Source organism: Vibrio quintilis, assembly GCF_024529975.1.
Classification (GTDB): domain Bacteria; phylum Pseudomonadota; class Gammaproteobacteria; order Enterobacterales; family Vibrionaceae; genus Vibrio; species Vibrio quintilis.
In genome coordinates, this window is the sequence record NZ_AP024897.1 from 1,041,075 (window position 1) to 1,057,913 (window position 16,839).

Consider the following 16,839-nt stretch of genomic DNA (forward strand, 5'->3'; position numbering starts at 1 on the left):
CTGATAATGATGAATACACTTTTTAAGTGGATTGTATTATATCAATAGCGACTCAAGCTATTTAATTTAAATAACCGTTTTTATTTTATGGGAATATCATCACTGATTCTTTGATTTGTTATTCTGATGGCAAAAACTTAATTTATTGTATTATCAATATTGAATTTATCAGGTAGTATGATATTTAATCGAATTAAAAACGATACAAATCAACAATCAAAAAATAATTCCGGACCGGATATTGAAGCATTCCGGTTCAGAAATACAGAATGATGATCATAGCAATAAGGAAGTATCGTGGAAGTAAAGTACCAGAAGGCACATTATTTTGACGGAGAATTGCTGGCCGAAATACGTGTACAGGCAATGAGAACAAGTCTGGAAGCCATTGGCAGATTTGATCCAAAGCGGGCGCGTGACAGATTTCTGGATAATTTTTGTCCGGAAGAAACATCCATGATTCTTGTCAATCATGACATCGTCGGCTTTTATTCTCTCTCAACCAGAGATGATTATCTGTATCTGGCTCATCTTTATATTTTGCCTGAATATCAGGGCAACAGGCTGGGGTTTCATACCTTAACCCGAATCAAAGAAATGGCGGCTGGCCTGAATTATCCGCTCCGGCTCGGGGCATTAAGAGGCAGCCCTTCCAATGATTTTTATATAGCGAACGGTTTTCGCTTCAGCCATGAGGAAGACTGGGATCTGTATTATGTGTGGGAACAGGGCGGGCCGGTGCGTCATTCGCCGGCTTTGGTTTCGGCGCAGGCTGGTTCGTGATAGTGCTTTGATCATCATTTTGTGTGGTTATCGGGACTGATTCCGGCATTGTCTCTTCCCGGTCACAGAAAATGGCGGTCTCAGTTTGGGTATATATACTTTGAAATGAAGTCCCCGATCATGTTCAGGAAAAGGATGCCTCATGAACATTAAGATAAGCATGATGATGTTGCTTTTCTCTCAGCTGCTGTTCAGCAGCCATCTTTGGGCTGCCACTGTGACGGTTTACAGCCTCGAAGCGATGCCTTATTGCGGACTGATAAACGGGCATCCTTCCGGCATTGCGATCGATATTCTCAATGAGGCAACCAAGTACGGAGCACCGGCATTTCAATTCCGGTTTGATATTCCCTGGATGAGAGCAACCCAGAGAGTTCAGTATGCAAAAGATGAATTAGTTGCCATTATTCCTTTTACCCGGTCAGCTGTACGGGAACATCAGTTTAAATGGGTTGCTGAAATAATGGCAACCGAATATCGGTTTTATTCCTATCACAGAACGGTGCCTGTACAGTCAGTTGGTGAGATTAAACATAAAACTGTGGGTGTGGTTCACGGGCATGCGATTATCCCCATGCTTGCCAATCTGGGATTACGCCTCGATACCGGTGCCAAAACCGCTCAGAAAAATATCCTGAAAATGATCAGCAAACGGTTTGATGTGATTGCCGATTCGGATGTCATTGTGATGTATAACTGGAAACAAGCCGGTCTGAAGATGGAAGAGCTGCAGGTCGGCCCGGCTATTGGTCAGATTAAGCGGGTTTATATTGCGACCGGATTAGACTTTCCTGATGATGTTGCTGCAAAGATTTCAGAAGCGGTCGCGATAATGAAGCAAAATGGTGAGCTGCAAAAAATCTATGATCGATGGTTGTAGGGTCTGTTGATTACTGAGCCAGATGTTAAACTACCCTTTTATTTTATTCAGAAGTAAAAAGGTAGTGTGATGAATCCGATTCTTGCGATGTTAAAAGAGCACAATATCAGCGATGCACAGATTAGTGAGCTGTTTCAGGCGTTAACACAAAATCCGCTGGCTGCGATGGCAACTCTCGGTCAGCTGAATTTGCCTCAGGAAAAGCTCCAGTCACTGATGGAGCAGCTGATGCAAAATCCGGCTTTGATCAAAGAAGCAGTTGAAGAGTTGGGGCTGGATTTCTCCAAAGTCGAAGAAGCAAAGCAACGGCTGCAAAATAACTAAGCTGTAAAATACATCAGGTCAACTGAATTTCCTAAGGCCGCTCAGTGCACCCCAAACCGGTGCCTGAGCGGCTTTTTTGATCGGTGAACCGTGCTGAGCCGGATAACAAAATAATTTTTTTTGATTGTCGATCAATCATATACATGGTTATGATAATGTGTATCAATATCAATTAGCATTCATCAACAGGTGAGCAACTTCAGGCCAATGTCGGCTGCATCTGAAAAAGGTGCCGGGATGCGGTCGGATGAATGATGTCAGTATATGAAACAGGGCTTTTGAGTTCATGAATAAACAAGATTTAAATCAGGCAGAAATCCGCTGGACAGACAATGATGTGCCGCATATCAAAGCTGGTAATTATGAAGCACTTGGTTTTGGTTATGGGTGTGTGCATGCCCGCGACCGTTTGTTAGAACTCGCAGGGCAGGCGATTGCGCTGCGGGGGGAACGGTCGAAATATTATGGGGCTGACGGATTTTCTACCGTTGGCTTTTTAAAAACGACCAACCTGAATTCTGATTTGATCTTCCGGATGAGACTGCCGGATGCGTGGGTTGAACAAGCACTGGCAAAACTGAGTCATAAAATCCGTGATTATATCTGTGGTTATGTGAATGGCCTGAATCATTATGTTAATCATATGCCGGATGATGCAAGGCGGCGTTTGAGTCCGGATGAGCACCTGGTGACTTTTGAACCTGCTGATGTGGTTCGTTCCGCGATGCGCTTTGGCATTATGAAAGAACTGGTTGAAATCGGGCCTTATATTGTCTCTTCTTCCCGGGCATGGCAGGAAAATCCGCCTGATGCCGCAGATTCAGAGAATTCACCCCATGCCAGAGCGGTTGAGACAGAAGGTGGTTTTGGCAGTAATGCCTGGGCTTTCGGTGGAGATGTGGTGGAAGGAGAAGGCGCGATTTTACTTGGCAACCCGCATTCGGCATGGAAACGCACGCCGCATCAGCAGCGAATTTACATGCATCAGTATCACCTCACCATTCCCGGTGAACTTGATGTTGCCGGGACTTCTTTTCTTGGTTTTCCGCTGCCGATGACCGGCTACAATGCTGATGTCTCATGGAGTATTTTAGACGCAGCAACGGTCACGCCGTATGTGTTACAGAAAATGGTGGTCGCTGAGTCAGACGGGCAACTGACTTACCTGATGGACGGCGAAACAAAGCCATTATCGGTCAGATCTGTGACGATAGATGTACTTGAAAATGACGGCCAGGTAAAACCCCGGACTTACGAATTTATCGAATCGGAACTGGGTATCCTCTATCAGTTGCCTGAGCGTCCGGGGAAACCGAAGGGATGGTATGCGATTACTAACCCCGGAGAGAACAATGCCTGCGGGCTGGACCAGTTTCTTGAAGCAGCGAAGGCGGGGTCTGCGCGTGAGTTTGTCGCTGCGATAGAAAATAACCGGGGGATTTTGTGTCAGCTGGTGGTTGCAGACCGCCACGGCGAGGTGGGTTATGTGGTGGCGGGCAATGTGCCGCCACTCAGCGACGAAGCCATGGCGCAATGTCACATCGGGGACGAAACTGCAGCATTTCATGTGCTGGACGGCACCCGCAGCGATTGTGCTTTACGCGATGCAGACAACCGGCCTTTACAGGCGCCCGCTTCGTTTTATCCCAATGTGATCACCCGTGGGGTGATTCAGAATACCAACAACAGTTATAAATTTACTGAATACGGAAAAATCCAGCCTGATTATCCATCGGTATTTGGTCAGCATAAGGACGACCATCAAATCGGTAAACATATCGCGGCCGGGCTGAGATATGATCCGAGGCTGATGATGTCTGTACGGAGAATAAAAGAACTGCTTGCCAAAGGGCCGGTGACGCCCGAAAGTGCGCTCCGGATCATTTTTGATAACCGCAATTACGCGGCAGAAACGTTTCTTGATGACATTCTTACGCTCTCTGAACTGGCTGGTTCAGAAGCTGCCCGGAAAGGATTTGCGGCATTACGGGGATGGGACAGAAAAAACAATGCACAAAGCCGTGGCGCACTGCTGTTCCATCAGTTCTGGAACAAAATGGTTCAGACTGATCTGCTGAAAGTCCCGGCCAGCGGTAATCCGGAACTCGGGTCGCAACTTGAAATGACATCAGGTAGTGCGCCGGTGATCATTGAAGCGCTTGAAACATCAGTCACTGAGCTGACAGATTTCGGATTCAGCCCGGATGAACCCTGGGGAAATGCCCTGTATCAAACCGCCGATTCAGCTCAAATTCCATTGCACGGCGGCTCTTATCAGGAAGGGATTCTCAATGGTGAAATGCCGGCACCGCTAACGGAAAAGGGCTTTCCTTATATCCTGTTCGGCACGGCGTATGTTCAGCTGGTGAAATGGGAGAGCGGGCAAATCGTGGTGGAAGCTTTGCTCAGCCACGGCCAGCGGGACGGGGTTGAGTCCGCCGGACGAACCGCTCAGCTCCGGATGTTTTCCAATAAACAGTTGTACCGGGTGCCTTATTTGCCGCAGGAGTTAGCTGGTGCTGAGTTAAGTCATTCAGCATTTCCTGAGATATCTGTTGCGGAATAACCAGGCGGGAATATTAAAAATTCAGTGTCATTTTTATTTAGCAAAAACTTAATGTGCTACTTGTTTGTATTTAACCTCTTTCCTATTTAATGGGATGTGTTTATGATTGCGGCGCTTACACATACCAATTACAGGAAATATATTTAATGAAACTGAAAACTCTGTTGGCTGTTTTTTCTGCCATGGCTTTACTGCTGGGCGTTGTCGGGGAATGTGCTGCGGTCTCATTCTCCGGAACGTTTTATGCCAGCCAGTCATGTCCGGCTTATCAATCTAAAAATAAGAAGACCAATCCCGGTAATATTTATCTGGTTTCCGGGCAGTCTTATCAGATTCGCGAAGCGAATAAAAACAATGCGAGCTGGTATCGTGTTGTTGTGAGTGGCGCTAACCCGCAGTTACGTTGGGTTTCCGCTGATTGCGGCGAGGTGAAAGGGAGCAGTTCTGATTCATCCGGCAGTTCCGGTTCAGGCAGTTCTGGTTCAGGGAACAGCTGTTCCACTGCCGGGTTAGAAGACAGTTACGTTTTTGCCCTGAGCTGGCAACCAGCGTTCTGCGAAACCCATTCCTCCAAACCTGAATGTAAGGTCACTGACGCTGATGCTTATCAGGCCGGGAATTTTACGCTGCACGGATTATGGCCGAACAAAGCATCGTGCGGCACCAGTTATGGTTTCTGCGGACGCTATTCCCATTCACAAAGCTCTTTCTGTAGCTATGCGGCTGTGCCAATGTCGTCATCAACCCTGAAGTTACTGGGTCAATATATGCCAAGTGCAGCTTACGGTTCCTGTCTGCAACGTCATGAATGGTACAAACATGGTACTTGTCAGACTCAACGGGATGCAGACGGATACTTTAAAACTGCGATTCGTTTACAGAAAGAGTTTAACCAGGGGGTGGCGTATTTCATGCGGGATCATATCGGCAAATCGGTCTCCACGCAGGACTTTTTCGATGCCGTGGATCAGGCTTTCTTCGATGGGGCGCACAAGCGGTTACAGATTTCCTGCAAAAACAGCCAGCTGGTGGATGTGTATATCAACCTGCCAAAAGTGCTGGATGATAACGCATCACTTGAAAGCTTAATGATGGATGCTGATCCGAAGTTTTCTAACAAATGCGGCAGCAGCTTTACCGTGGATGAAATCGGGCAGTAAACTGGTTTATAAAATACAGCAGATAAACATCGGAATAAAAAAGGAGGCGGGAGCCTAATGCCAGTCAGTTAAGCTGACTGGCATTCTTTTTTCATGAGTTTCCCAGTGCTTTTCGCAGCGTATTGACCAGATGATCAGCCTGCCTTGTGGTTTCCGGCAGGCGATATTTGGGGGATGCTTTCAGAACCCATTCACAGGCAGTTTCCAGAGAGACCTTATGGCCGATCGAGACATAAATCGGGTTGATGTCCGTCTGGGTTCTCAGCGCGCAGCCGACGATCTCATTCTGATCCATCAGCGGTGCCGATGAACCTCTTTCCGGCGCGGGTGGTTCATGTTCACCAGTCAGGCGGGTTTTACCGCAGCCAATCGTGGGGACATCGAAAATCACGCCGAGGTGACATGCCAGCCCGAAGCGTCTTGGATGAGCAAACCCCTGACCATCGCAGAGAATCAGATCCGGCGTGTGCTGCACTTTATCAAATGCTTTGATCAGTGGCGGCAGTTCCCGGAATGAGAATAACCCCGGAATATACGGAAAGTGAACTTCATCCTCTGCGGTTTGGGTTTCGACCACTTCAAGTGTATCGGCATCAAGAATCACAACCGCAGCCACGAGCCGGTTGCCCGCTTTCGGGTAAGCGACATCAACGCCGGCAATATAGCTCACTGTGCTGAGCTGATCGGTTTTGACCACTTTTTCCGACAGTTGTTGCTGTAATGTCAGCGCTTCGGCTTCGGATAAATTCCATGGGTGTTCGAGGGTTGGTTTCATAATGATTTCCCTGCAATTACCTGATTGACGATTGCTGTTGTGCCCTGACAACTCTCAATCGTGTACTGGCTGGGAATACCTTGTTTGGACTGGCGGTAAACCTGTTTGAGTAGCTTGATATAGTCGTCAATGTGCATTGAGAGTAATGCCGGGCTTATTGCAATATGATTTGAACGACAGCGGTTGTAAGTATCCAGGGTGATTTTATTCACCGGAACCAACTGTTTCTTTTCGCCGTAAATGATTGAACCCCGTTCAGGCGTGCCGTTAATCAATGCTTTAAATGTATTTGCAGTACTGGTTTTTATCTCGGTTTTCAGGAGTGCTTTTAATTTATCGCCTTCATATCGTTGGCTGCTGAACCCGGTGCCGTAGGCAAAATATTTCAGGTGTGGCATTTTTTTGATGACAGCGAGAGGCAAAGGTTGCTTTTTGGTGACGCTCAGCTTTTCCAGATCCAGTTTGAGTAAAGGTGAAAAACCGGTGGCCTGTTCATGCCCGAAATAAACTTTTTTCAACCCTTTCATCGTGCCAATGTTGGTAATATCGCGGATATACCGTTCACTGAACGGGCCAAATTCTTTGCGGTAGTACAAGGCCAGAGATTTGATATGTGTGTTCCGGATTTTGGGTAGTTTATCTGAGCCCAGTTGCCAGATATGGAGTGTTTTCAAAGCGTTCAGCTGGCTGAGCGCAGTCACATCAGTGAGTTCGGGAGTCGTCAGGTCCAGAAATTCAAGCTGACGGAGGCTTTCCAGCCCTTTCAGTGTCGTTTGCACTTCTGAGTCTAAGGTGAGTTTTTTGATTTGGCTACCCGGTTTTATTTTGCTGAAATCCACAGCTTCTTCCAAGCCACTCAGCTTTAATGTCTGAATGGACTGAAGCTGTTCCAGCCCGCTTAAATCAGGTTGCTCAGAATCAACAGAAACCTCTTTGATTCCCGGGCTGAGTTTTATCTGCCGGAATGAGAACTGATAGAGTCTGAGGCGAAGAGATTCCAGATGATCCGTTCCCTGAATATTCATTTCCCTGAGCGGGTATTTAGAAGTGATCCGTAACGATTGTAACTTCTTATATTGCTTCAATGCAGAGACTGACTGATAGAAATGAGCCGGATTTTTCTTCAGCAGAACCAGCTCAAGAGATTCGACAGTATCGTTAGCGGATTTGAGTGTGAGGTCAATATCTCCGGCAATGATCTTCAGATCAGACAGTTCTTTAAACTGATTGATTGTCTTCAGATCAGCATTTTCTGTTTCTTCCAGTTTGATATCGATACTATCACTATCTGTATTATATTTTTGTCCGGATAATTCGGCCTGTTCTGTATTTGCCTGAGCGAAAGGAATCGCCGATAAGGATAAAAGGATCAGGGAAACCAGCCTGAAATGACGCATATTCAATTCCTGTGTTATTCAAATTAGTGATATGAGGCGGGATGATATATGTAATGTGTCTGAATATGCAAAAGATTATCGATTTTAAAACATAACCTCTGATAAATGCGTCGAATGGTTCAGAGAGTGTTTGAGTATCCGGCATCAAAGCTGTGACTCTTTTTTGCAGAGATGTTCCGGGGCGCTGAGGATTTTGAGTGGTCAGTGTTTCAACAACGTCGGGACACTGACCCGCCGGAATGTGATTTTATCCTCATCAGGCTATTTCAGTTTCATAAAACTATTTCAGTTTCAGAAAATCGCCATCAATGATTAACAGTTTGACGCCGGTTTCTGTGACAGAGCGGTGAGAGCTTAAATCGTCTGAGACGATATAAGACATGCCCGGTGTTAACTGACTTTTCTCTCCGCTTTCCAGTTCATTGATCACTTCCCCTTCAAGGCAATACACGATGTGTCCTTTTTGGCACCAGTGATCGGCCAGATAGCCGGGTGAGTATTCGACGGTTCTGATCCGCAGTCCGTCAAACTGAATGGTTTGCCAGAAGGCGACGCCTGTTGTACCGGGATGCTCTGTTTTGGGAACCTGTGACCAGTCGATGGTTTGAAACGGGATATTTGGATTATCCATCATCTTCCTCCCTGAAAGTCATGAGTCATGGGTCTGTAAAAGTTGTGGGGGATATAAAACTGTAAGTGTTCAAAACCGTATTGTATACCCAAACAACCTGAAGATGCAGGGGTCAGTGAGATTTGTCTCAGAGCCAGACAAACTCACCCGCAGGGTGGGAGCTGAATGGCACATTTCTGCGTCAGGATAATTTGAAAGGTGGGTACATTCCTGCATTCCCTTTCCTTGAGCTGCACCTTTCGGCTACACGCATGAATCATGCATCTTCTGGTTGCTTGGGTATATTCCGCTGAGCATTATCTTGTCATCCGGCAGCGCTGATTAAAGATAAAAAAATAAGGGAGACAGCTATTTTTGTCCCCCTTACTTTCAGTATTTTTACTTCAAAGCCTTTATTTCAAACCTTTTATTTCAAAACCTTTATTTCAAAACACGGGCCCGGAACTGGCGGCCTTTGACCTTGCCCTGTTCGAGTATTTTTGCTGCTTTTTTGGCAACCTGTTTTTCAACTGCGACGTAAGCCCGCATATCAAAGAGATTAATCTTTCCGACCTGTTTGCCCTCAATGCCCTGTTTACCGGTTAATGCGCCGAGAATATCGCCCGCCCTAAGTTTCTGTTTTTTACCACCGGAGATCTCAATTGTCGCCATCGGTGCGGTAAAAGGCGCCTCCGGTAGTCCGGCTTCTGATGGTAACTGAGCCGGTTCGATTGGCAGATTCATGTATTCATCAATCTGAGAGACACGAATCATTTCTTTGTCACTGAACAGACTGCAAGCCACGCCCTGACTACCGGCCCGGCCGGTCCGGCCAATCCGGTGAACGTGGACTTCAGGGTCGCGCGAGAGCTGGAAGTTGATCACCATATCCAGATCGGCCACGTCCAGCCCGCGGGCGGCGACGTCGGTGGCGACCAGAATGGAAATACTTTTATTGGCAAACTGAACCAGCGTCTGGGTGCGGTCACGTTGTTCCAGATCACCGTGGATATCAATGACATCAAAACCGGCATTGTAAAGGGAATCCGCAACCGACTGTACTTCCCGCTTGGTATTACAGAAAATCACCGCAGATTCCGGCTGATGATGCAGCAGCAGGGTTTTGGTCGCGGCCAGTCGTGACTGTTCATCGGTAATTTTGTAGAAATGTTGCCGGATAGATGAAGACTCATGGGTCGATTCAACCTTCACCATTTCCGGATTGCGCATGATGCGCTGGGTTGTCGACTGAATCTGAGGCGGGAATGTCGCACTGAACAACAGCGTCTGACGTGCTGTCGGCGCGGCGTCGATAATGGCATCCAGCGCATCCTGAAAACCCATTTCCAGCATCCGGTCAGCTTCATCCAGCACCAGTGTATTGAGCTCTTCGAGCTGAATCCGGCCTTTGTTGAGGTGATCTAACACTCGTCCGGGCGTGCCGACCAGAATATGAGCGCCGTGTTCCAGTGAACCAATCTGCGGCCCCATCGGCATGCCACCACACAGGGTCAGCACTTTGATGTTGTGAATGGTCCGGGCCAGGGTGCGGATTTCTTTCGCCACCTGATCGGCCAGCTCGCGCGTTGGACAAAGCACCAGCGTCTGGACCCTGAAGCGTTTCACATTCAGGTTTGTCAGCACGGTCAGGCCGAATGCGACGGTTTTTCCCGAGCCGGTTTTTCCCTGACCGATGACATCTTTGCCCTGCAACATCAGCGGCAGGGTTTGTGCCTGAATTGGGGTCATCGATTCATATCCCAGAGAGTCAATGTTTTGCAGTAAGGCGGGCGATAAGGGTAATGAAGAAAATGGTTGCTGGCTCAAGGGAACGTCCTGAATGAAAGTCATAGAATTGATGGGGTGCACAATAGTCACTTCCTGAGCAGAATACAAGCCCGGAGATGGCGCGATGTGCGGTTTTTTTGCTCACTCTTAAGCCACGCTTAAGATCCACCTTATAGGATGATCCTTTGAAAAACGGATAGTGTATACCCAAACAACCTGAAGATGCAGGTTTCAGTGAGATTTGTCAGGCTCTGAGACAAGGCACTGATTTGAAGACATAGTTATTCTACGTTGAAAATCAGTAACACCGTATCAGAGCCTGACAAACTCACCCGCAGGGCGTGAGCTGAAAGGCACCTTTCGGCTGCACGCTGAATCATGCATCTTCAGGTTGCTTGGGTATAAAAGGTGTCGTTCAGGTGAAATCGGTTTTAGGTGTAGTCATCACCATGGTGTTCTTTGCGGGGGGCTGGTTTGTCTGGCAGTACGAGGCTGACCTGCATTATTTAAGTCAGCAGATGGCGTGGGAGGTCAACACATCTGATCCGTTGAACAGCCGGATGCAGGAAGCAAGAACGCATGATACCAATCAGCTGGTCTTAAGACAGGTGGACCGGAGTAATCATCTGGCGGTGTTTGTCAGCACCACCATGGATAACCGGTTTGAGGTGTTGTTTCTGGTCAGGCAGCGGTGCGGGGGCAATCACACCTATCCGGCTATCTTGGATTCAGGAACAGGTGAGCGGATTTTGTTTCAGTGTGATCCGGACAGCGGCACCCTGTCATTTCGCCGGGTCTGGAAAAAACCAGCGTCGTTTCACATCATATTCAACAATCAGATTCTGCATTTTAAACCAGCCGAATGGGCGTTATCCCGCTTGAAAAAAGATCAGTTTATGCAGCTTCATGCGAGATTTTACCAAAGGAAACAGGTTGCGAATGTGTACGAATGGCGCAGGGACTGAAAGCGCAGAGAATGAAAACGGCTACCCTGATGACCTGACAGGTCATTTAGACCGGTTTATTATGAGTATTGTGCAACATTACTGAGATGAAGTATGTTTATAGCCACGCAACAATCATGCACCTTCTGATTGTTTCGGTATATCATGATGCACATAGCTGACCGACAGGGAGACGTCACACGAATGAGTCATTCAGAACATCTGTATTATATTTTGACCCACAATAACGAGCGTTACCGTGACTTGCTGAAGTCATACCAGCCGGATGGTCTCACAGAGACGAAGGATCGCAGTCAGGCCACTATTTTACTGGCTTCCCCGCCGATGGCGGCAACCTGTCTGGGGGATTTCCCCAAACTGGAGTGGTTACAGTCGATTTATGCCGGTGTGGATGCGCTGATAGGTTCTGACCTGAGGAAAGACTATCAGCTCACCAATATTAAAGGGATCTTCGGCCAGCTGATTTCTGAGTATGTGCTCGGGTTTCTGACCAGTCATCACCGGCATTTTGTTTACTATAAATATCAGCAGAGAAAACAGCAGTGGAAACCATGCCGTTACCGTTCTCTGGCGGGTGAGACCATGGTGATTCTCGGCACGGGGTCCATCGGCAGTCATTTAAGTCAGGTTGCGGGGGCGTTGGGTATCCGGACTCTCGGCATTAACCGCAGCGGGATTCCGCCGAAGCAGAGTGCCTTTGATCAGATTTTTCATATCAATGAAATCAATACGGCGTTGTCACAGGCACAAATTGTGGTGAATACATTACCCGCCACACCGGAGACCGATAAACTGATCAACCGGGAATTTCTCAGTTATTGCAATCAGGCGATTTTGTTTAATGTCGGCCGGGGGCAGACACTCGATGAAGAGGCCCTGATTCCGGCCATTGAAGCCAAATATATTCAGCATGCGTATCTGGATGTGTTTTGCAAAGAACCTTTGGATAACGATCATCCGTTCTGGCAGCATCCGAACATCACTGTGACACCGCATATTGCTGCGGTCAGCTTTCCCGATCAGGTCGCTGAGGAGTTTGCCGCCAACTTCCAGCGCTGGCGGGATGGGTTCTCACTGCATAACCGGATCGATTTTGATAAAGGATATTAAAGGTGACTTTTCCGGCGCTTTTGCGGGCAGAAAGCGCCGCGATCAACGCCTTTGTTGTCCGGTAAGCTCAAATTCTTTCCTGATTTTCATGACCTTTACTGTGTTTCCTGCCATACATCATGAATCCGTTTTTGATTAATTAAAATAAAAATCAACCTTTGAAACCGATTACATATTGTTCAATAATTGCTCTCCACTTCTCGTTGAATTCTGTCGTATCAACGATTTTGCTACGTCACTCCAAGTAAGTTTAATGAGGAATCTATGAAACTAAGTAAATTTGTGTCCGGATTAATTGTTGTCACCGGATTTATCGCGATACCAGCTATTGCCGGGATTAAGATTGGTAATGTGTATATTGATGATACGTCAGTCGATTATCCGGATGAGAGTTCATTCAAAATTGAATATGGCTTGTTTGGTTCTGTACCTTTTGTTCTGTCTGATAATGCCACTTTTTATCTGACTCAGGATGAGGGCGAAAGTACGGTGACTCTCGGTAGCCAGTCACCTAAACTGAATTGTGGTAAAAGCGGCGTTCTAACAACGTGCAAGCCATACAGTAATACCTATTCATATACAGCTAAGCTGAGTAATTTAAGTAATACAAACAAGAATATACTGGCAAATACCTGTACACCCATGGAATTTAAGGTATATGCACATTATTACCTTGGAAGTACTCTGAGTTTGAACTCTGTCAAAATTGGTCCCTCTACGACCCTTGACTGGCTGATTACATCGGGGCGGATTTATCCTACGACAGTAACCTCCGGTGAAAAAATTGCATTGAGTGTAACAGCAGGAACCCGGTGTTCCGATAACATTCAGCAGAATCCTTCCTTTGGTGTTTATATTGCAGATGAAAACTTAGTGGGTACTCACTATCTTGGTAGTATATTAGTTCAAAATGCTGTGACAAATAATCTTTATGTCACGCTCCCTTCTCTGTCGGCCGGGACCCACTATCTGGTGGCTAAGGTTGATAACAAAAATGCAGTGGATGAAATCAACGAAAAAAATAATGCGGTCGCATTTAAATTTACCGTTGTCGATGACAGTACCAGCACAACAACCAGCCTGACTAAAGCGCTGACCCGGGAAAAGAATTCCGATGTTAACAGCAGTGGTCTTGTGAGTTATCTGAGCAGAAATGAAACACTGTCTGAAAACTTTGCTGAACAACCGCAATTGCCTGATCTCTCGGGATTGAAAGTCATGGATTCAGAAATCGCTGAACCTGAAAGTATCGAATGGGAATAGTCTTCGGATTCTCCGGGCCTGTTTCCTCTCAGAGAAACAGGTCGTTTTTGTTTTGAATTATCAGCCTTCAACTGAAACCACCTGCGATGGTGGTTTTTTTTTACAGAGTAACCATGTGAGATTATGGACTTCATTCAGTCTGTGTTTCCTGCTCCCGCTGATGAAAATCCTGAAACTGCTGCAAAAACCACTGAATTTTATCAGAGCTGTCACGGGTTTTGTGCCAGTAGAGCATCAGTTTGTAAGTGGGTAATTCAAAGGGCAGTTGATTCATCTCGATATCAAGACGCTGGTGGATTTCCTGCGCGTATCGGTTAGGCAGAGTCAGTAAATAAGGTGTATTGGGGACGAAATAAGGTGCGGCCAGTACACTGGCGGCTTTCAGGGCGACCCTGCGTTTCTTCTTTTTTCCGGCCAGCGCGATATCAACAATACCTCTGGGTTCATTCCACGGCGTTATCAGAATATGCTGACCCGCAAGAAATGCTTCGGATGTTAACGGGGTGTTTTTGTCACCGGACCAGGTTTGACGGCAACGAATATTGACATAATGATCTTCGAACCAGCACAGGCGGCAGATACTCTCTGTGCTTTTTTTCTGCTGGTGTTCAAACCCACACACAAAATCAAGTTTGCCATTCATCAGTGCGTCGCCTGGTATTCTTTCTTCCAGCTGAACAAACTCAAAATGAATATCGGGAAAGTGCTGGCTGAGATGCGCCGTAAAAGGGGATAAACACCAGGAAGTATAATCGGTCACGGCAATGGTGAAGGTATGCGGCTCATACGGAGAAAAACCATGAGAAGCTTTCAGGCCGTCTTCGAGCATGGTGAGGGCCGGTAGTATCTGTTCAGCCAGATGGTGGGCATATTCTGTCGGTAACATCTTGTTTCCGGCGCGGATAAATAGTTCATCTTTCAGTCTGTCCCGCAGGCGGGTCAGGGCGTGACTACAGGCTGACTGACTGAGATTCAGCTGTTCTGCGGTTTGAGAGACGGAGCGGGTCCGGTAAATCACACTGAATAACCGGAGTAAATTTAAGTCGATATTCATGTATCACCATCATATCCTGATTGCAATCTATGCATTTTATTCATAATCCGGGATAGATTACACTGGTTCCCGTCATTGAGCGTTTTATTTTTAAAGGATGGAAAAAGTCGTATGAGAATCAGACCCGCAGTCAAAGAAGATGCCGCCACAATACTTGGTTTTATCAATGATCTTGCTGTATTTGAAAAAGAGCCGGATGCCGTACTCAATACGGTTGAATCGATTGAAACACGCCTGTTCGGAGATGAAGTACACGCTCAGGCGATTATTTGTGAAGAGGACGGGCAGCCCGTCGGTTTTGCGGTCTATTTTTTCAATTACTCGACCTGGCTCGGGCAGTACGGGCTTTATCTGGAAGATTTGTATGTGTCTGAAGATCAGCGCGGCGCCGGTATCGGTAAAGCGATCATGAAATATCTGGCCCAGACTGCGGTGAATAAAGAGTGCGGCCGGTTTGAATGGGTGGTGCTTGACTGGAATCAGAAGGCGATCGATTTTTACCGGAGCATTGGTGCCGAGCCGCAGGATGAGTGGATTATTTACCGGATGACCGGTCAGGCATTGCAGGATTTTGCGGCGCAGGATTAAGTTCCGGTACGGCCCGGTGATGAGAGCCCGGAGATTCAGCCTCTGAAATTCTGAGGTCAGGCTTCTGAATTTACGAATAGACGATCAGTCTGCTTCGTGGAATATTGAGGGAAATGATTCAGATAAGGTGTCAGTATGCTTTCCTCGTCGTCTTCCTCCCCGGCCGGGGCCCGGTGGATAAAACAACAGTTATCCGGCCATCCGGTGATACAAATTCTGTTGGTTTCAGGCCTGATTATACTGGCAGGCTTTATTCTCGCTCAGTTTATTCCGGTGTCGATGGCCTGGGCTGCCGGGCTGACCGTTTTCTGTCTGGTTTGCTGGGGTACAGGCATCGTGCCTGAATACTGGCCGGTGCTGGTGTTCTTTCTGGTGGCGATTGTTTGTCATGTCGCCACGCCTCAGGTTGTTTTCTCCGGATTCACCTCATCGGTCTTCTGGCTGTTTTTTGGCGGCATGATTCTGGGCGCATCGATTCGTTATACCGGGCTGGATAAACGGGCCGCGGTTCTGATTACCCGGGTGATGGGCCGTTCGTATGCCGGCATGATTGCCATGACGGTGGTGTGTGGTTTTCTGCTGGCATTCATTATTCCTTCTGCGATGGGCAGGGTTGTGTTGTTACTGCCGATTGTGACCGGGCTGGCTGAACATATGGGTTATTCACCGGGCCGGAAAGGATGGCTGGGCTTTTTACTGGCGGCATTTTTTGGCACGGTATTGCCGGGTTTTACTATTTTACCGGCGAATGCGCCCAATATGGTGCTGGCCGGAACGACAGAAAACCTTTACCACTTTCACATGTCTTACTGGGATTATCTGAAGATTAATTTACCGGTATTGGGGATGCTCAAATCCGCAGTGTTGATTGTCCTGATTGTGTGGATGTTTCCCGATAAGGCGCCAGCGTTTGCACCATCTGAGCAAAACCAGCGGTTGCCACTCAGTGGCCCGGAGAAAAAGCTGATAGCGATTATTGGTTTGTGTCTGCTGGGCTGGCTGAGTGATAGTCTGCACCATGTTTCTCCCGGCTGGATTGCGCTGGCGGCAGCGGTGATCTGCCTGCTGCCGGGAGCAGGGCTGACAGCCAGACGTTGCCTCAGTGAGGAAGTGAATTATGGCTCGCTGTTCTTCATCGCCGGTGTGCTCGGACTCGGAGCGGTGATATCTGCTTCCGGTTTAGGTCACGCGCTGGTGGAGATACTCAGTGAATCGGTTGGCTTTTCGCCGGATCATGACCTTTATAATCTCGGGGCATTAACCGGTATGTCGACCCTGATTGCGTTTGTTGCCAGCCCGCCGGGTTTGCCCATCGTGATGACGCCGGTGGCGGAAGGATTTGCCGGTTTGACCGGGCTGTCACTCACGGCTGTACTGATGACGCAGGTGATGGCCTTTTCCAATATCTTTTTGCCTTATCAGTCCCCGCCGCTGTTGAGTGCGGTACAAATGGCAAAAATTCCGCTTGGCCCCGCCAGTAAGCTATGTTTCACCCTGTTTGTGATCACGCTGTTGGTGCTGATTCCACTGAATCTGCTCTGGCTGCATTTGCTTGGTGTGATACATTAATTTTCTG

At 47.5% G+C, this 16,839-nt stretch carries 15 protein-coding genes; 10 read left to right on the forward strand and 5 right to left on the reverse strand.

Annotation, left to right across the window (positions count from 1 at the left end; all coding sequences use genetic code 11):
* Positions 1 to 297: 297 nt before the first annotated feature.
* From OC443_RS05050 to OC443_RS05070, 5 genes are all read left to right on the forward strand, one after another.
* On the forward strand, positions 298 to 783 hold the full coding sequence (locus tag OC443_RS05050; protein WP_200796993.1) for a GNAT family N-acetyltransferase: 486 nt from the start codon (positions 298 to 300) through the stop codon (positions 781 to 783).
* A 142-nt stretch (positions 784 to 925) separates the two neighbouring features.
* Entirely contained in the window at positions 926 to 1,663 is a 738-nt protein-coding gene (locus tag OC443_RS05055) for a substrate-binding periplasmic protein (RefSeq protein ID WP_083601809.1), read from the forward strand.
* Between the two features lie 69 nt (positions 1,664 to 1,732).
* The gene (locus OC443_RS05060; RefSeq protein ID WP_073586434.1) at positions 1,733 to 1,987 is read left to right on the forward strand and encodes a DUF2999 family protein; all 255 of its coding nucleotides are present in this window, start codon (positions 1,733 to 1,735) and stop codon (positions 1,985 to 1,987) included.
* Between the two features lie 286 nt (positions 1,988 to 2,273).
* Positions 2,274 to 4,553, forward strand: coding sequence for a penicillin acylase family protein (locus OC443_RS05065; RefSeq protein ID WP_073586435.1), 2,280 nt, complete (start codon positions 2,274 to 2,276; stop codon positions 4,551 to 4,553).
* A gap of 146 nt (positions 4,554 to 4,699) precedes the next feature.
* Entirely contained in the window at positions 4,700 to 5,713 is a 1,014-nt protein-coding gene (locus tag OC443_RS05070) for a ribonuclease T2 family protein (protein ID WP_073586436.1), read from the forward strand.
* Between the two features lie 91 nt (positions 5,714 to 5,804).
* Here OC443_RS05070 and nfi read toward each other — a convergent pair whose 3' ends face one another.
* From nfi to dbpA, 4 genes are all read right to left on the reverse strand, one after another.
* Complete coding sequence (nfi, locus tag OC443_RS05075) at positions 5,805 to 6,488, reverse strand: deoxyribonuclease V (protein ID WP_073586437.1); 684 nt, start codon at positions 6,486 to 6,488, stop codon at positions 5,805 to 5,807.
* Entirely contained in the window at positions 6,485 to 7,885 is a 1,401-nt protein-coding gene (locus OC443_RS05080) for a hypothetical protein (RefSeq protein WP_073586438.1), read from the reverse strand. The genes nfi and OC443_RS05080 overlap by 4 nt, the downstream gene beginning before the upstream one ends.
* 280 nt (positions 7,886 to 8,165) lie before the next feature.
* Positions 8,166 to 8,519 (reverse strand): DHCW motif cupin fold protein, encoded by a 354-nt coding sequence (locus OC443_RS05085; protein WP_234976470.1) that lies wholly within the window; start codon positions 8,517 to 8,519, stop codon positions 8,166 to 8,168.
* Between the two features lie 417 nt (positions 8,520 to 8,936).
* Positions 8,937 to 10,322 (reverse strand): ATP-dependent RNA helicase DbpA, encoded by a 1,386-nt coding sequence (dbpA, locus tag OC443_RS05090; RefSeq protein ID WP_073586457.1) that lies wholly within the window; start codon positions 10,320 to 10,322, stop codon positions 8,937 to 8,939.
* Between the two features lie 380 nt (positions 10,323 to 10,702).
* Between dbpA and OC443_RS05095 the strand changes: the two genes are divergently transcribed.
* The 3 genes from OC443_RS05095 (at position 10,703) to OC443_RS05105 (ending at position 13,621) form a co-directional block, all read left to right on the forward strand.
* Positions 10,703 to 11,248 (forward strand): hypothetical protein, encoded by a 546-nt coding sequence (locus OC443_RS05095; protein ID WP_143169456.1) that lies wholly within the window; start codon positions 10,703 to 10,705, stop codon positions 11,246 to 11,248.
* A gap of 183 nt (positions 11,249 to 11,431) precedes the next feature.
* Positions 11,432 to 12,358, forward strand: coding sequence for a D-2-hydroxyacid dehydrogenase (locus OC443_RS05100; RefSeq protein WP_073586440.1), 927 nt, complete (start codon positions 11,432 to 11,434; stop codon positions 12,356 to 12,358).
* Between the two features lie 264 nt (positions 12,359 to 12,622).
* The gene (locus OC443_RS05105; protein WP_073586441.1) at positions 12,623 to 13,621 is read left to right on the forward strand and encodes a CARDB domain-containing protein; all 999 of its coding nucleotides are present in this window, start codon (positions 12,623 to 12,625) and stop codon (positions 13,619 to 13,621) included.
* 130 nt (positions 13,622 to 13,751) lie between these two features.
* Here the strand turns inward: OC443_RS05105 and OC443_RS05110 are convergent, their stop codons facing one another.
* A complete protein-coding gene (locus OC443_RS05110; protein WP_073586442.1) occupies positions 13,752 to 14,675 on the reverse strand; it encodes a LysR family transcriptional regulator in 924 nt (307 codons plus the stop codon).
* A gap of 111 nt (positions 14,676 to 14,786) precedes the next feature.
* Here OC443_RS05110 and OC443_RS05115 point away from each other — a divergent pair, with 111 nt between their 5' ends.
* Complete coding sequence (locus tag OC443_RS05115; protein WP_073586443.1) at positions 14,787 to 15,263, forward strand: GNAT family N-acetyltransferase; 477 nt, start codon at positions 14,787 to 14,789, stop codon at positions 15,261 to 15,263.
* A 135-nt stretch (positions 15,264 to 15,398) separates the two neighbouring features.
* On the forward strand, positions 15,399 to 16,832 hold the full coding sequence (locus tag OC443_RS05120; protein ID WP_073586444.1) for an SLC13 family permease: 1,434 nt from the start codon (positions 15,399 to 15,401) through the stop codon (positions 16,830 to 16,832).
* Positions 16,833 to 16,839: the final 7 nt, after the last annotated feature.

Bases quoted from the DNA above. Each gene is read 5' to 3' on its own strand.
- OC443_RS05055 (WP_083601809.1), top strand. From the start codon at position 926: ATGAACATTAAGATAAGCATGATGATGTTGCTTTTCTCTCAGCTGCTG.
- OC443_RS05110 (WP_073586442.1), bottom strand. From the start codon at position 14,675: ATGAATATCGACTTAAATTTACTCCGGTTATTCAGTGTGATTTACCGG.
- OC443_RS05105 (WP_073586441.1), top strand. From the start codon at position 12,623: ATGAAACTAAGTAAATTTGTGTCCGGATTAATTGTTGTCACCGGATTT.
- OC443_RS05120 (WP_073586444.1), top strand. From the start codon at position 15,399: ATGCTTTCCTCGTCGTCTTCCTCCCCGGCCGGGGCCCGGTGGATAAAA.
- OC443_RS05070 (WP_073586436.1), top strand. From the start codon at position 4,700: ATGAAACTGAAAACTCTGTTGGCTGTTTTTTCTGCCATGGCTTTACTG.
- OC443_RS05100 (WP_073586440.1), top strand. From the start codon at position 11,432: ATGAGTCATTCAGAACATCTGTATTATATTTTGACCCACAATAACGAG.
- nfi (WP_073586437.1), bottom strand. From the start codon at position 6,488: ATGAAACCAACCCTCGAACACCCATGGAATTTATCCGAAGCCGAAGCG.
- OC443_RS05085 (WP_234976470.1), bottom strand. From the start codon at position 8,519: ATGATGGATAATCCAAATATCCCGTTTCAAACCATCGACTGGTCACAG.
- OC443_RS05065 (WP_073586435.1), top strand. From the start codon at position 2,274: ATGAATAAACAAGATTTAAATCAGGCAGAAATCCGCTGGACAGACAAT.
- OC443_RS05060 (WP_073586434.1), top strand. From the start codon at position 1,733: ATGAATCCGATTCTTGCGATGTTAAAAGAGCACAATATCAGCGATGCA.
- OC443_RS05115 (WP_073586443.1), top strand. From the start codon at position 14,787: ATGAGAATCAGACCCGCAGTCAAAGAAGATGCCGCCACAATACTTGGT.
- OC443_RS05080 (WP_073586438.1), bottom strand. From the start codon at position 7,885: ATGCGTCATTTCAGGCTGGTTTCCCTGATCCTTTTATCCTTATCGGCG.